General features: G+C 62.2%; 18 protein-coding genes. 17 read left to right on the top strand and 1 reads right to left on the bottom strand.

The features are described 5' to 3' along the window. Positions 1–256: 256 nt before the first annotated feature. Together FJ979_RS21595 and FJ979_RS21600 are read left to right on the top strand one after the other, a co-directional pair. Complete coding sequence (locus FJ979_RS21595) at positions 257–862, top strand: DUF6362 family protein (RefSeq protein WP_140583642.1); 606 nt, start codon at positions 257–259, stop codon at positions 860–862. Between the two features lie 406 nt (positions 863–1,268). Further along, positions 1,269–1,598: an HNH endonuclease signature motif containing protein gene (locus tag FJ979_RS21600; protein ID WP_140583645.1), complete on the top strand. Its 330-nt coding sequence runs from the start codon at positions 1,269–1,271 to the stop codon at positions 1,596–1,598. On the opposite strand, the gene FJ979_RS21605 is transcribed toward FJ979_RS21600, so the two are convergent. Continuing rightward, positions 1,595–1,789 carry a hypothetical protein gene (locus tag FJ979_RS21605; protein ID WP_140583647.1) on the bottom strand — a complete coding sequence of 65 codons (195 nt, stop codon included), beginning with the start codon at positions 1,787–1,789 and terminating at the stop codon, positions 1,595–1,597. The two genes, FJ979_RS21600 and FJ979_RS21605, sit on opposite strands and share 4 nt — an antisense overlap. Positions 1,790–1,966: 177 nt before the next feature. On the opposite strand from FJ979_RS21605, the gene FJ979_RS21610 reads away from it, so the two are divergent. The 15 genes from FJ979_RS21610 to FJ979_RS21675 all read left to right on the top strand — a co-directional run bounded on the left by FJ979_RS21610 (position 1,967) and on the right by FJ979_RS21675 (position 13,090). Next, on the top strand, positions 1,967–2,413 hold the full coding sequence (locus FJ979_RS21610) for a hypothetical protein (protein ID WP_140583650.1): 447 nt from the start codon (positions 1,967–1,969) through the stop codon (positions 2,411–2,413). Next, positions 2,413–2,574, top strand: a complete 162-nt coding sequence (locus FJ979_RS32640; protein WP_181181808.1) for a hypothetical protein — start codon at positions 2,413–2,415, stop codon at positions 2,572–2,574. Before FJ979_RS21610 ends, FJ979_RS32640 begins: the two co-directional genes overlap by 1 nt. Beyond that, complete coding sequence (locus tag FJ979_RS21615; protein ID WP_140583651.1) at positions 2,575–4,350, top strand: terminase large subunit; 1,776 nt, start codon at positions 2,575–2,577, stop codon at positions 4,348–4,350. A gap of 15 nt (positions 4,351–4,365) precedes the next feature. Beyond that, positions 4,366–4,599 carry a hypothetical protein gene (locus FJ979_RS21620; RefSeq protein WP_140583654.1) on the top strand — a complete coding sequence of 78 codons (234 nt, stop codon included), beginning with the start codon at positions 4,366–4,368 and terminating at the stop codon, positions 4,597–4,599. Next, positions 4,599–5,903, top strand: coding sequence for a phage portal protein (locus FJ979_RS21625; RefSeq protein WP_140583656.1), 1,305 nt, complete (start codon positions 4,599–4,601; stop codon positions 5,901–5,903). Before FJ979_RS21620 ends, FJ979_RS21625 begins: the two co-directional genes overlap by 1 nt. A 2-nt stretch (positions 5,904–5,905) precedes the next feature. Further along, positions 5,906–6,616, top strand: a complete 711-nt coding sequence (locus tag FJ979_RS21630; protein ID WP_181181809.1) for an HK97 family phage prohead protease — start codon at positions 5,906–5,908, stop codon at positions 6,614–6,616. 10 nt (positions 6,617–6,626) lie between these two features. Continuing rightward, positions 6,627–8,009, top strand: a complete 1,383-nt coding sequence (locus FJ979_RS21635) for a phage major capsid protein (protein WP_140583660.1) — start codon at positions 6,627–6,629, stop codon at positions 8,007–8,009. 100 nt (positions 8,010–8,109) lie between these two features. Further along, entirely contained in the window at positions 8,110–8,535 is a 426-nt protein-coding gene (locus FJ979_RS21640; protein ID WP_140583662.1) for a hypothetical protein, read from the top strand. A 94-nt stretch (positions 8,536–8,629) separates the two neighbouring features. Continuing rightward, positions 8,630–9,316: a Rho termination factor N-terminal domain-containing protein gene (locus FJ979_RS21645; RefSeq protein ID WP_140583664.1), complete on the top strand. Its 687-nt coding sequence runs from the start codon at positions 8,630–8,632 to the stop codon at positions 9,314–9,316. A 23-nt stretch (positions 9,317–9,339) separates the two neighbouring features. Further along, positions 9,340–9,993 carry a hypothetical protein gene (locus FJ979_RS21650; RefSeq protein WP_140583666.1) on the top strand — a complete coding sequence of 218 codons (654 nt, stop codon included), beginning with the start codon at positions 9,340–9,342 and terminating at the stop codon, positions 9,991–9,993. After that, positions 9,993–10,340: a hypothetical protein gene (locus tag FJ979_RS21655; RefSeq protein WP_140583668.1), complete on the top strand. Its 348-nt coding sequence runs from the start codon at positions 9,993–9,995 to the stop codon at positions 10,338–10,340. Before FJ979_RS21650 ends, FJ979_RS21655 begins: the two co-directional genes overlap by 1 nt. After that, positions 10,340–10,960, top strand: coding sequence for a hypothetical protein (locus tag FJ979_RS21660; protein ID WP_140583670.1), 621 nt, complete (start codon positions 10,340–10,342; stop codon positions 10,958–10,960). Before FJ979_RS21655 ends, FJ979_RS21660 begins: the two co-directional genes overlap by 1 nt. Beyond that, positions 10,960–11,373, top strand: a complete 414-nt coding sequence (locus tag FJ979_RS21665) for a hypothetical protein (protein WP_140583672.1) — start codon at positions 10,960–10,962, stop codon at positions 11,371–11,373. Before FJ979_RS21660 ends, FJ979_RS21665 begins: the two co-directional genes overlap by 1 nt. Continuing rightward, positions 11,370–11,552: a hypothetical protein gene (locus tag FJ979_RS21670; protein WP_140583674.1), complete on the top strand. Its 183-nt coding sequence runs from the start codon at positions 11,370–11,372 to the stop codon at positions 11,550–11,552. Before FJ979_RS21665 ends, FJ979_RS21670 begins: the two co-directional genes overlap by 4 nt. 74 nt (positions 11,553–11,626) lie before the next feature. Further along, complete coding sequence (locus FJ979_RS21675; protein ID WP_140583676.1) at positions 11,627–13,090, top strand: phage tail tube protein; 1,464 nt, start codon at positions 11,627–11,629, stop codon at positions 13,088–13,090. Positions 13,091–13,129 lie beyond the last annotated feature (39 nt).

Below are 13,129 nucleotides of genomic sequence, written 5' to 3' on the forward strand. Positions count from 1 at the left end.
GTGGCCCACTGGACGGCGAGTGGTGGCCGCTAGATGGAGGCATAGCCCCTGTGTCCGCCGTTCGCGAACCTGCTTCTTTCGAATGGACGCCGGGAAAGCCGCAGGCCAGCAGCTGGATTGTCCACTATCGCAGGGAACACATGACCCACCAGACGTCTGGCACTACAGCGGTGTTCTTCGTGGCCGAGGATGTCTCTTTCGAGGACGCAATCAAGATTGTCGACGAGCGGTTCCCGGCTGGAGCACCTCAGTCAGCATGAGCGCATGGACCGCCAAAGCCGTCGAATACCGCGTCCTCGAAGCCGCGGAAACCCTCATGCTGACCCCGAATGTCGGTGGTGGTACGGGCTCCGCCTGGCCGGAATACATCCCGCATTACCCCAGGGCGATGAAGATCAGGATCCGCCCCTCCCCGGGTGCGCTGACCAGAATGCTTGCAACCTGGGCATGGATAAACGCGTTGCAATCCGAGAAGGATCGGCGTCTCCTCTACGCTTGGGCCTGGACGAAGACCCGCAAGGGCCGCTTCCTCAACGATTTCGCCTCCCGGGAAGGCGTCAATTCCCGAACGCTCCGCTGGACGATAACCCGTATCTGCCAAGACATTGCGGATCAATTGGAGCAAGCGAAAGTTCCCTGCTTCGACCAAGCCGTTGACGACGTTGCCGAAATCGAGCCAGAACCCGCATCACAAACGGTATCTTCCGAGACGTCTGCAAGGGTCGAAGTCGATGGCATCGTGAGCTCGATCGAACCCGGCGCCCGCCCTCGCTACCCCACCCGAGAAGAGATCGCCGCCTTGGTGCGGCGCCTCGAGAAGGCGAACAAGCTGAGGCGAAGGAAGGCCAAGGTCAGCGTGTGAAGTAGCTGATCAGCTATCGATTAGTTACTGATTCGCGGGCCCTCTGCCGGAACCGGTCAAGCTAAATCGCTCTCGATAAGCGGGACCGATCGAGGGACGGAGCGGGACCACCTCACCGCAGCCACGCGGTCTGCGGCATGTCCCCCGGGACATCGGGCGGAGTGCGAAAAACGTGATTGGACTTCCCGCCTCGAATTCGTGCATCTCTTCGCGTCTCCCTCCCCTCGCGTAGACGCCAAGTCCTGGTGAGTGCAGCCTGACGGCGAGCGCGAAAGCGCGCAGCCGCCGTCGTAGAGCTCTACGTTCTCAAGGCTGGCTCTACATCAAGAACCGTAGAAGAGAAGAGCGCTCGCTTGCGCGAGCTCCTGCCCGTCAGGGGATCGCTACCGGAGAGGCCACCACCAGTATGGCGAAGCAGATCGGCCCCCAGGTCCGGCAGCTCGACATGCGGACCGCGATGCCCGCAGCGAAGAAGGCGGACGCCGAGCTGCTCACTCCTCAGCATAGGGCATGGCGAGACCAGGTCCTGCGTCGTGCCAACCATAGATGCGAAGCCATCGATGATGGACGTCGCTGCGCTACATCGGCACCATCACGCCTCTTCGCCGACCACATCATCGAGCGCAAGGATGGTGGCGCCCCCCTCGACGTCGCCAATGGGCAGTGCCTCTGCGGTAAGCACCACACCTTGAAGACCGCGGCAGCTCGGGCGGGACGTATGAAAGAGCGATACTAACTCTCCCACTGTTCCGTACTGCGATCGTATCGGACCGTTCGCATCTCTACCGTGGACTGGCGCGGATAGCAGTCGATTGCCACCTCGGCCGCGGTCGATACGATGTGCTCATCGGCCCTTGCTTTCGCCGCCTCAAGCGCGTCGAAAGGGGGTGCGATCATATGGCCGTCCAGCGTAATGAAATATTGCATTTGGTCCGATCTCCTTCAGCCCCGCCGATCTTCCGGCCAGGTGATCCTCGCCGTCAAGGGCGGGGGTATCGAATCTCTAGGGCCTTTCGGGGGTCGAACCGCTCGGGGCTCATGTTCACGAAATTTTTTCCGCCGCCCATAAAATCCGGCTGATTTGCCGAAAGTGACCGAAAAAGCATGGCGAAACGAGGAAGGCCGCAGTGGAAGCCGACGGCGGCGATCCGGCGCACCGTGGAAGAGATGCGGTCATGCGGCGAGAGCGAGGCCACCATTGCGCGGTCGCTGGGCATCGACGCCGACACGTTGCGCAAGCATTGCGCCGATGAACTCGACAATGGATTCTCTCACCGCCGACGCGAGGTCATCGGACTGCTCTACAAAAGTGCGCGCGGCGGGAACGTCACCGCGCAGAAGCGCCTCGAAGAGATGACGCGCCTCGCCGGCGCCGCGGCCGAGTTCGACGACAAGCAGAAGCAGGCTGGTCCCACGGCACCCCAACCGGTCGCCACGAGGTCGCCGAAGCGCGGCAAGAAGGAAGTCCAGCGTGACGAAGCCTTCACCGCCGGCGCGAATTCGGAATGGGGCGAGGATCTCGCCCCGATACCGGGCACGAAGCCGAACTGATGGAACAGCCCTCTCCGGCGCCGATCTGCTGCATGTGCGAGCAGGAGCCGGCCGATCTCGATATCGGGCCATCCGAGAACGGCGATCCGCTGCCGGTCTGCGAGCACTGCCTAAAGGCCACGTTCGAACAGATGTTTGCCCCCGCTCCCGCGGTGAACTGAATGCAATGGTCGACGGCGTGTCTGGACTGGGAGACCCGCATTGTCGCCGGTAGGAGCCTTATCCCGGACGGCCTACCGATTGATATCGCGCGCGCCGAGAAGGCGCTGCGCATCTTCAAGCGGCTGAAGGTGAAGGACATCATCGGGAAGCCGACGCTCGGCGAGGTCTGCCCGCAGTGGATCTTCGATCTCGTCTGGGTGGTGTTTGGTGCCCACGACAGCGCCGCGAAACGCCAGCTGATCCGGGAATTCCTCGTTCTGATCAGCAAGAAGAACGCGAAATCGACGATCGCCGCCGGCATCATGGTCACCGCGCTGATCATGAACCAGCGCGCCATGGGTGAGTATCTGATCCTAGCGCCGACGAAGGACGTCGCGGATAACAGCTTCCTGCCGGCGCACGGCATGATCACGGAGGACGACGCGCTCTTCAAGCGCTTTAAACCGAGCGATTCGACGCGGGAAATCACGAACCGGCTCGATGGCGCCGTGCTCGCTGTGAAGTCCGCTGACGCCGATGTTGTCGGCGGACAGAAGGCGATCAGCTCGTTCATCGACGAGCTCTGGCTCTTCGGCAAGAAGGCATCATCGGCAAACGTCCTGTCTGAGGTCACCGGCTCGCAGGCGTCACGGCCGGAAGGCTTCACTATTTACGCGACAACGCAGAGTGACGATCCCCCCACAGGAGTGTTTGCTCAGAAACTGCTCTACCACCGCAGCATTCGCGACGGAAAGATCGAAGATCCAACCTCCCTGCCGCTGATCTACGAATATCCGGAACGGATGGTTAAGGCGCAGGCTTGGCGCGATCCGAAAACATGGCACATCCCGAACCCCAGCCTCGGCTACTCCGTCGACAAGCAGTGGCTGACCACTGAAGTCAAGAAGAAGGAGCTTGAGGGGCAGGATGCCCTCAGCCTCTTCGTTGCCAAACACTTCAACATTCAAGCCGGTCTCGGGCTGAAGGATGAAAATTGGGCAGGAGCCCAGTTCTGGACCGCGGCGGCCAACAGGCGATTGACCCTCCAGGAGGTCATACGGCGATCTGATGTGATCGTGATCGGAATCGATGGCGGCGGCCTCGACGATCTCCTCGGCCTCGCCATGATGGGCAGATGCAAGATCACCCGCAAGAATCTGCTTTGGTCCCACGCTTGGGCCCATGAAATCGTGAAGAAGCGCCGCACCGAGATCGCGACGAGGCTCGACCAATTCGCCGGGCTTAAGCAGCTGACGTTCGTTAAGCTGCCAGGCGAGGACGTCAACCAGCTCGCGGACATCGTGATGGAGGTTGAAGCCTCGGGCTTGCTGGCGGCTGAAAACGCGATCGGCGTCGACTCCTTCGGCGTCGCCGCGATCACCAAAGCGCTGACCGGCGAGGACCGCGGGATCGCTAAGGAGCGGATCGTTGGCATCTCGCAGGGCTGGAAGTTGAACGGCGCCATCAAGGACATGGAGCGAGATCTCGCTGGCGGCCAGCTTGTCCATTCCGGACTCGAGCTCATGGATTTCGCAGTCGGCAACGCCAAGATCGTTCCGCGAGGCAACGCGATCTCAATCGACAAGCAGGTCAGCGGGTCGGCAAAAATCGACCCGCTGATGGCAGGTCTGCATGCGCAGGTTCTCATGGGCCTGAACCCTATCGCCTCCGGTGCCTCGGGCTGGGACACTGATGATCTCGATGCTCTCGAGGCGAAGATCGAGGCGGAAGTTGCCAGAGCTGAAGCGGATGGGCTGGCGCAAGCCAAGGCCGACGCAGTTTCCCACGTTTACTGACCGCTGGAGCAGCAGATGCGCTTTGTTTCCGCCGCCGCGCGCGGTATCGGCCGCGCGGCCGCCGTGGCGATCGCGGTGGTCCCGGCGCTGCTGCGCGATCTCGTCGGCATCGCTGGCGCCGGATCGATCGTGTACGGGATCTGGCAGATCTACGCTCCCGCCGCCTTCATCGCCGGCGGCATCATGTTGACCGGTGCCGCTCTAGTGCTGGCGCGCCGTGCATCGCCGCGGCCGCAGGATAACGCTTGATGCGCGGCCTCTTCGGGGCTCTCGCTGGCGGGGAGCGAAAGGACCAGGGCGGAAGTCGATATGGCTTGGTCGACGAGATGTGGGCGGATTTCTTCGGTGGGTACCGGTCATCGAAATCCGGTATCTCGGTAAACTGGAAATCCTCTCTGTCGAACACGACGGTCCTGGCGGCTTGCCGCGTTCGTGCTGATGGCCACGCCACGGTGCCATGGAAACTCTACCAGCGCACCGAAAAGACGAAAAACGGGCGCGTTGTTGTGGGCCGCCGTGAAGCTCGCGACCATCCGCTCTATGATTTGCTGGCGACGGCGCCTAACGAATGGATGACAAGCCTCGAGTTCCGGGAAACGCAGAGTTTTCACGTCGATCTGGTTGGTCGCTCTTACGCCTTCAAGAACATCGTACGCGGCGAGATTGTGGAGTTGATCCTCCTCGATCCGGGCCGTGTCACCAAGCGCACCAATAGCGACTACTCACGCGTGTATACGCTTCACGGCCTCGACGGCACCACGGAAACCGTGACTGGCGACCAGATTTGGGAGGTGAAGGGCCCATCCTGGGATACGATCGACGGGCTCGATGTTGTCCGTCTCGCCGCGGAGGCCATCGGCCTGGCTCTGGCAACTGAGGAGAGCCATGCCGCGTTCCATCGCAATGGGGTGAGGCCAAGCGGCATGCTGTCGGTCGAAGGCAACATGAATGAGGCCGGTTTGATCCGCCTCGCCGCATGGGTTCGTCGGAACTTTGGCGGCGCCAACAACACCGGGCGGATGATGGTGGTCGATCGGAACGCCAAGTTCCTTCCGATGCAGATGACCGGCGTCGACAGCCAGCACATCGAGACCAGAAAATTCCAGGTGGAGCGGATCTGCGAAGTTCTGCGGGTAATGCCGATCATGATCGGCTTCTCCGGCGACAAAAATGCAACCTTTGCCTCAGCGGAACAGATGTTTCTCGCCCATCTCGTCCATTGCGTCCGGCCGATCCATCGTCGCTTCGGCGGGTCCGCAGATCTGCATCTGCTGACGAAAAAGGAACGGCAGCAAGGTTTCTACACCGGATTCGTGGATTCCGATTTCCTCAGCCCCAGCGTCGAGGCGAAGGCAAAATACAACCAGATCGCACTCGGCGGACCGAATAACGCGGGTTGGGTAACGCAGAACGATGTCCGTGGCTGGGACGAGATGGACGCCGTCGACGGTGCCGACACCTTGTTCGTGCCCGCCGGCATGGCCGCGCTGGACGAGAACGGCAAACTTGTTCCGATCACCGCGCCGGCGAAACCGGCGCCATCTGGAGAATGAAGATGGAACATTTCACCTCCGATCTCTGCGAGGTCAAATTCGCCAACGGCGCGCAGGACGGCACGTTCTCCGGCTATGGGTCCATTTTCGGAAACGTCGACAGCCACGGCGACGTCATCGAAAAAGGTGCCTTTAAGGAATCGCTGCGGGCGTGGGAGGCCAAAGGCAAGCTCCCGCCGATGCTCCTGCAGCACGGCGGTTTCTTCGGTCCCGTCGACGATATGCTGCCGATCGGCAAGTGGAACTCGATGGAGGAAAACTCCAAGGGTCTGAAGGTTGAAGGCCAGCTCTTCGCCCTTGGTACCGACCGCGGTCAGCTGATCTACGAAGGCATGAAGGCGGGGTCGCTTGACGGTCTTTCGATAGGCTATCGTGCCAAGAAATACACTGTCGGCACGAAGCCGACCGATCCGTCACGTACCTTGCACGAAATCGACCTGGTCGAGCTCAGCGTCGTCACCTTCCCCTCCAATGACAAGGCCACGGTTGGCGCGGTGAAATCCGCTGACATCGATGCCTTGAAAACCCTTTCGGACTTCGAGGACTTCTTGCGCGAGGCAGGCGGGCCGCGATGGACGAAGAACACGGCCCGCGATTTTGTCGGCCGTCTGACCAAGATCGCACGGCGCGAGGCTGGGGGCGATCTGGACGTAACTGGCTTGCTGGAAGGACTTCGGTCCACGCGCAAGCTGATCTCCCCCAACCAGGCATAAGGAGGGCGACATGCCCGAACTGAAAGACGTGCTGGAAGATGTCCAGCGCGAGGTAAAGAAGTTTGGCGACGACGTCGGCACGCTGAAGACCTCGATGGAAAAGGACCTCAAGGAGGTCCGCGAACTGGCCGAGAAGGCCGGCAGGGCCGCAGGCGAAGGAACTCAGCTCAAGAAGGACCTCGAAGCGCTCACCGCCGGCGTGACCGCGAAACACGAGGCCATCGAAAAGCAGGTTAAGGACATCATGGACAAGGCCGCCAAAGAGGCGGACGCGATCCTCGAGATCCAGAAGAAGCTCGGCCGCCCCGGTCTCGGCGGCAACGTTGACGACCAGGCGAAGTTCCTGAGAGAAGCCACCGAGTTCAAGCGCGTCGCGATGTCTCGTCGGGGCGAACTGAAGGCGACCACGATCCTGAAGCCGGAAGACGTCAATCCGGACGAGTACAAGGCCTATCAGGAGGCATTCAAGCAGTCGTTGCGCCGGGAAGTGAATTTCCTGTCGCCTGACGAGCAGAAGGCCATGCTTGTCGGCTCCGATCCCGACGGCGGCTACCTGGTGCCAACGCAGACCTCTTCGCGTATCATCACCAAGGTCTACGAAACCAGCCCGATCGACGAACTCGCATACCATGAGACCGTCTCGACGGACGCGCTGGAGATCGCCGTCGACACCGATGAGGCCGGCGCCGGCTGGGTTGGTGAAACGGAGGCGAGACCGGAGACCAGCACACCGCAGGTCGGCGTGCAGCGCATCCCCGTCTTCGAGATCTATGCGAAGCCGAAGGCGACGCAGCAGCTGCTCGAGGACGCCGGGATCGACATCGAGGCATGGCTTGCCAACAAGGTGTCGGAAAAGTTCGCCCGCATGCGCGCCCTGGCCTTCGTTTCCGGCAACGGCATCAAGAAGCCCCGGGGCATCCTGACCTACCCGTCCGGCTCCAACGGCGTCCGCGGCACCATCCTGCAGGTTGCATCCGGCAATGCGACCGCTCTGACGGCGGATGGTCTCGTCACGATGACCTTCTCCCTGAAGGACAAGTATCTCGCCAACGCGACCTGGCTGATGAAGCGCCAGACGGTTGGCGCCGTGATGCTCTTCAAGGATCTAAACGGCCAGTACATGTGGAGGCCCGGCCTGGAGGCGGGCAAGCCCTCGATGCTGCTCGGCTACAACATCCGTCGCGCCGACGACATGCCCACCGTCGGCGCCGGTACGCTGCCGGTCGCCTTCGGTGACTTCCGAGCCGGCTATACGGTTGTCGATCGCCTCGGCATCCGCACGTTGCGCGACCCGTATTCCTCGAAGCCGTTCGTCGAATTCTACACGCGACAGCGTGTTGGCGGCGATGTCGTCGACTTCGAGGCCTACGCACTTCAGGTCGTCTCGGCCTGATCCCTCACCGAACCCCTGCGAGGCGCGACGCCGCGCCTCGCTTTCCGAAACTCTCGACCGGGCGCGTAGCGTTTCCGGCGAAACCTTAATGGAGGTTCCCGTGCGGGACATCATTTCACATATCAACCCAAAGCGCGGCATCTCGCCGGCCGCCGCGGTAGTCGATAACACTGCGATCGTTTCGCAGATCAACAACAGGCTCGGCGCCGAATCCGTGGCCTTCCTGCTCCTCATGGGCTCGATCGCCGATGCCGATGTGACATTCACGTTCCTAATGGAACATGGCGACGCCGCAGATTTGTCCGACGCCGCTGCGGTTCCTGACGACATGCTGAACGGCACCGAACAGCTGGCGACACCTCTCTTTTCGAGCGACGATAAGGTGTTCAAGATCGGGTACACCGGTGGCAAGCAGTATCAGCGGGTCACGCTGACTCCCGCGGCGAATGCCGGCAACATCTTCGCCGCCGGCGCCTGGATCAATGGCTTGCTCAACCAGGGTCCAGCGGCGAACCCGCCGGCATAAGTCGAGCGCCGTTCTTTTTGAGGGGCGATCAGCCGGTCGGCGTTCCATCTGAACGCCGGCCTTTCATCCATTGCAACCATGAGGATTGACCGCCATGAAAACCGGCAAGGTCACAAAGACATTTCCGTTCGCATTCGACGGTATCAATGTGCAGCATCTCCCGGAGGGCTCCGATTTCCCACCGGCAGGCTATTCCGTCACCGATTCCGCTTTCGGCGGCTTGGTTGCTTCAGGGTATATCGAAGAGAGCAAGAGCGGTGTTCCCGAAGCTGAGCAGCTGAACCGGGACATCATCGAGGCTTTCGATCGAAAGATCTCCGCCGTTTCCGACGAGGAACTGAAGGCCATCATCGCCCGCTCCGGCAAACCGTACAGCGGTAACCTCGTTCATGCTCACCTTGTCTTCGCGGCGAAACAGCAAATGCTCCGAGAGCTCCAGGGGGCCACACCCATCTTTTCAATCGATCCCAACGCAGGTGTCACCGAACAGCCGTTAGCGAAACCAGGTGAGGCAACGCCCCCCTCTGCCGCGGCCGCGGTCGAGAAACAGAAGGCCGAAGTCGAAGCCGCCAACGCGGCCGGGGAGAACAAGGCGACCAATCAATTCGGCGATCCGCTGCCGGCCGGCGGCGCTAAGCCGACAGCCGAAGCCGAAGTCGACCTCGAGAGCCTGAAGAAGGATGAACTCGAGAAGCTCGCAGCCGATCGCGGTGTCGATATCAGCTCCGCGAAGACGAAAGCCGACATCATCGAAGCGATTAACGCCGGCAAGTCGGCCTGATCGAAGATTCCGGAGCGGGCCGCATGCGTTCGACATTCACCGTGGTTACGCCTGCGGCCAATTATTCCTTGCTGACTATCGAACAGCTGCGCGTCGCCGCAGGTCTCACCGCCGGCGACGCGAGCCGTGATGGCGAGCTGACGGAACTCGGAGCCAGGGTGTCGGCCGACATCGCATCGGCCTGCCAGGTTCGAGGCGACGGGGTGCACGTCCCTACCCTCAGAAGCGAGACCGTCCGCGAAACCTTCCGGCAGGGCGGGTGCGACGACATGCTCTTTCTTGCTCGTCGGTTCGTCTCTGATTTGGTTTCGGTCAGCGACGCCGGGACGACACTGATCACGGATGACACGGACTTGGACGCCGAGGCTGGGCTGCTCCAGAGAATATGCGGTACTCGTACGCTTGTGTGGACCCGCGGAGACGCGATCATCGAGTACACCGCAGGTCTCACAGACGTTCCGGCCGACCTCGCCGGCGCCGCGATGGATCTCGCTCGATTGCGCCTCTCCACCGATGCCCGGGATCCGCTCGTCAAGAGCGAGAGCGTCGAAATCCCGGATGTGCGAACCGTCAGGCAGGACTTCTGGGTGGGCGCCATCCCCGGTTCATCGGCGGGCCCTGTGCCCGCCGACATTCTCGCTAAGCTGTCGCGGTACATAAATGTTGCGGTTGTGTAATGACGAATCCCGCATCGCTCATCGCCGACCTCGACGCCGCGCTTGCAGATGCCGGCGAGACCGTCACGATCCGGCGCTATACCGCACCGACGGGGACACCGCGGCCGAAGATCGACGTCGCGGCCGTTCCGGCCGCTGTTCGTCCGGTGAAGCCAGATGAGCTCGTCGGCGACGTCCAGCAATCGGATCGTGTCGTCGTCGTCAGTCCGATCATGATCGAGGCGCTGTTACCGCTGAAGATTGGCGACAAGGTGCTGATCGCCGGCGCCGAAGCGAACGTGCAGTTCGCCGGGCATATCCGGGTCCAAGACGTCGTCGTCCGCCTTAAGCTGATGGTGCGGGGCTGATGGCCAGCTTCGCCACCTTCGAGCGCGACCTCAAGGTTGCCACAGCCCGCCTGGAGCCGGCTGCAATCAATGCAGCCGTCGCCAAGTTTGCTCGCGAGGAGATCGCACGCGTAGTCGCGTCCGGCGAGGGTAGCGCGAATTTCGACCGCTTCGTCAACGGCCGCGCCGGCGCCGCCGAGGAATCGGTGCAGGCGCCAGGACCGATCCTTTATGTCTTCAACTGGTGGGCGGACATAATCACCGCAGCGATCGAGGAGCTCGTGAAGCGAAGCCCACGGAAATCGGGGCGCTACGCCCGCTCGTTCCTGGTTGTCGTCGGCGGCAGGAACGTCGTCACCGATTTCACCAAGCTTCGCAGCGACGCCGAGGTCGTCATCTTCAATCCGCAGCCGTACACACGCCGCATCGAAACCGGATCGATGTCGCTATCGGTGCCGGCACGTCATTTCGAAACGGCCAGAGGCGCGCTGCGCCGGCGCTTCGGCAATTCGTACCGCGTCGAGATGAAGTTCGTTGACGTACCAAGCGGGATCTCCACCATGGCGCCCTACCGGCTTCGAACGGGCAAGCGAGCCGGCGCCATGCTGACCTATCCCGCACTCGTGATGAACGCGCTCTGATGTCCAGTCCCGAAGCCTTTGACGGCATCCACGACTACCTGTTGGCGGCCTGGGCCGGCCGGACGCCGATGGTGTTTGAAAACGAGCCCTCCCCGATCGGCGACACCCCGGAGGCATGGGTGCTCGTCGAGATCTTCGGCGACTTCTTCGATCTCGCCTCGATCGGCGCCGAACCCGTGCTTGCGAATCGCTGGCGCGAAGGCGGCCAGGTTCTCATGCATGTTCTCACTCCGAACGAAACCGGCTCCCGGGCCGGCCGCGTCTACGCCAAGCAGCTGGTCGATCTCTTCCGCGGCCAGGAAATCGCCGGCATCCGCTTCCGCGACGCCTCGATCGGCGCCGGCGAGCGGGGAACGCAGGATGGAAACTACTACCGCATGACCGCAACAATCGACTGGGAGCTCGACCAATGAACAATGTTCTGAAGCCCTTCAACTCGACGTCACGCCGGTTTGCTGTTGGCGATCCGGTCCGCGAAACCGACGATCTCTCGCCACACTCCTTCGATGACCTGAAGGCGCGTAAATTCATCGGTACGCCGAAGCCCGCCTCGGCCGAGAAGGCCGCCGCGCCATCCTCAAAGGACAAATAGTCCGCCTCACCTTCCTAACCACCAGAACCGCCCGCTCGGCCCCGCCGTAGCGGGGTTTTTCATGGAGAAACCCAGTGACAGATTCCAATCGTCTGCGCCTTACCACCGTGCGGGAATCCTCGCTCGGCGTCACTCCCGTTACCCCACGCATGCGCACCATGCGCATCACCGGCGAGGGTTTGAAGTACGAGCCTCAGTTCGTGCAATCCGCCGAGCTGCGGTCCGACCGCATGAATGCCGACCCGATCAAGATCAACGAGCAGAACTCGGGTCCCGTGAATTTCGAATTCTCCTACCCCGTGCAGGATGGATCGCTTGCCGACTTCATGCAGTCCATGATGTTCAATCCTTGGGTCAACACCCCGACGCGTGACAACGACGGCACCGCCGACAGCGTCATCACGGCGCTCACCGGCACCACGGATGTGGTGACCTGCACGAGTGGCCCCGCCTTTGCCGCGGGACAGATCGCTAGGTTCTCCGGGTTTGCTACCGGGGCGAACAACGGTGTCTTCAAGTGCACCACTGGCGGCGCCACCGCTCCGGCGTTCCTCGGCGCCGGCTTCGTCACGGAAGCGGCGCCGCCGGCGCCGGCACGCATCAAGGTGGTTGGCTTCCAGGGTGCCTCTGGAGACGTCACCGCGCTGGCCGATGGTCTGGGATCGACCGCGCTCGATTTCACCACTCTCGGGCTGGTGCCCGGTCAGTGGGTCAAGATCGGGGGCAGCGCGGCAGGCGATAAGTTTGCGGCTGCGGTCTGCAACGGATGGGCCCGGATTTCCGGAGCCATCACGGCGACCAAAATCCCGCTCGACAACCTGCCCGTGGGCTGGACCACAGATGACGGCTCCGGAAAGACGATCAAGGTGTGGTTCGGCGATCAGATCAAGAACGGCGTCACGATGACGTCGCAGACGATCGAGCGTGGCTTCATGGGCCAGGCCGTGCCGACCTATATCGCGCAGCGCGGCATGGTCGTTGGCCAGGCCTCCTTCAACTGGACCACGGAACAGGTGATCTCGGGTTCGTTCACGATGAACGGTCTCACCGGCGAGCAAGGTACCACGCCGCTCGATGCCTCCCCGGATGCAGAAACCACCAATCGCATCATGGCCGCCAATGTCGACGTCGGCCGCATCGCTGAATCCGGGGCATCTGTGGTTTCACCGAACTGGATCCGGGCGTTGACGATGAACGTCAACAACAATCTCCGCATGAAGACGGCGGTTGGCAACATCGGCTCCGTCGATATCGGCGTCGGCGAACTCGCGATCGACGTCACGCTGGAGACCTACTTCGGCGACAACGCGCTTCTCACCAAGCTGCTCGCCGGCACCGTCGGCAACCTGAACTGCCGCACCGCCAAGGACGGCCAGGCCGTCGTCATGGCGCTGCCGCGGCTGACCTTCACCGGCGGCGCCCCGTCTGCCGGCGGCAAGAACCAGGATGTCACCATGGCGCTCGCCGGCATGGTGTCGAAGGATGCCCTGACGGCTGCCAGCCTCATCTGGGACCGGTTTGAGTATTTCGAGGCCTGATCCCAAATCCCGGCCCGACACCGGGGAACGTTTGCGCGC

The sequence above is a fragment of the Mesorhizobium sp. B1-1-6 genome, assembly GCF_006443035.1.
Taxonomy (GTDB): Bacteria; Pseudomonadota; Alphaproteobacteria; order Rhizobiales; family Rhizobiaceae; genus Mesorhizobium.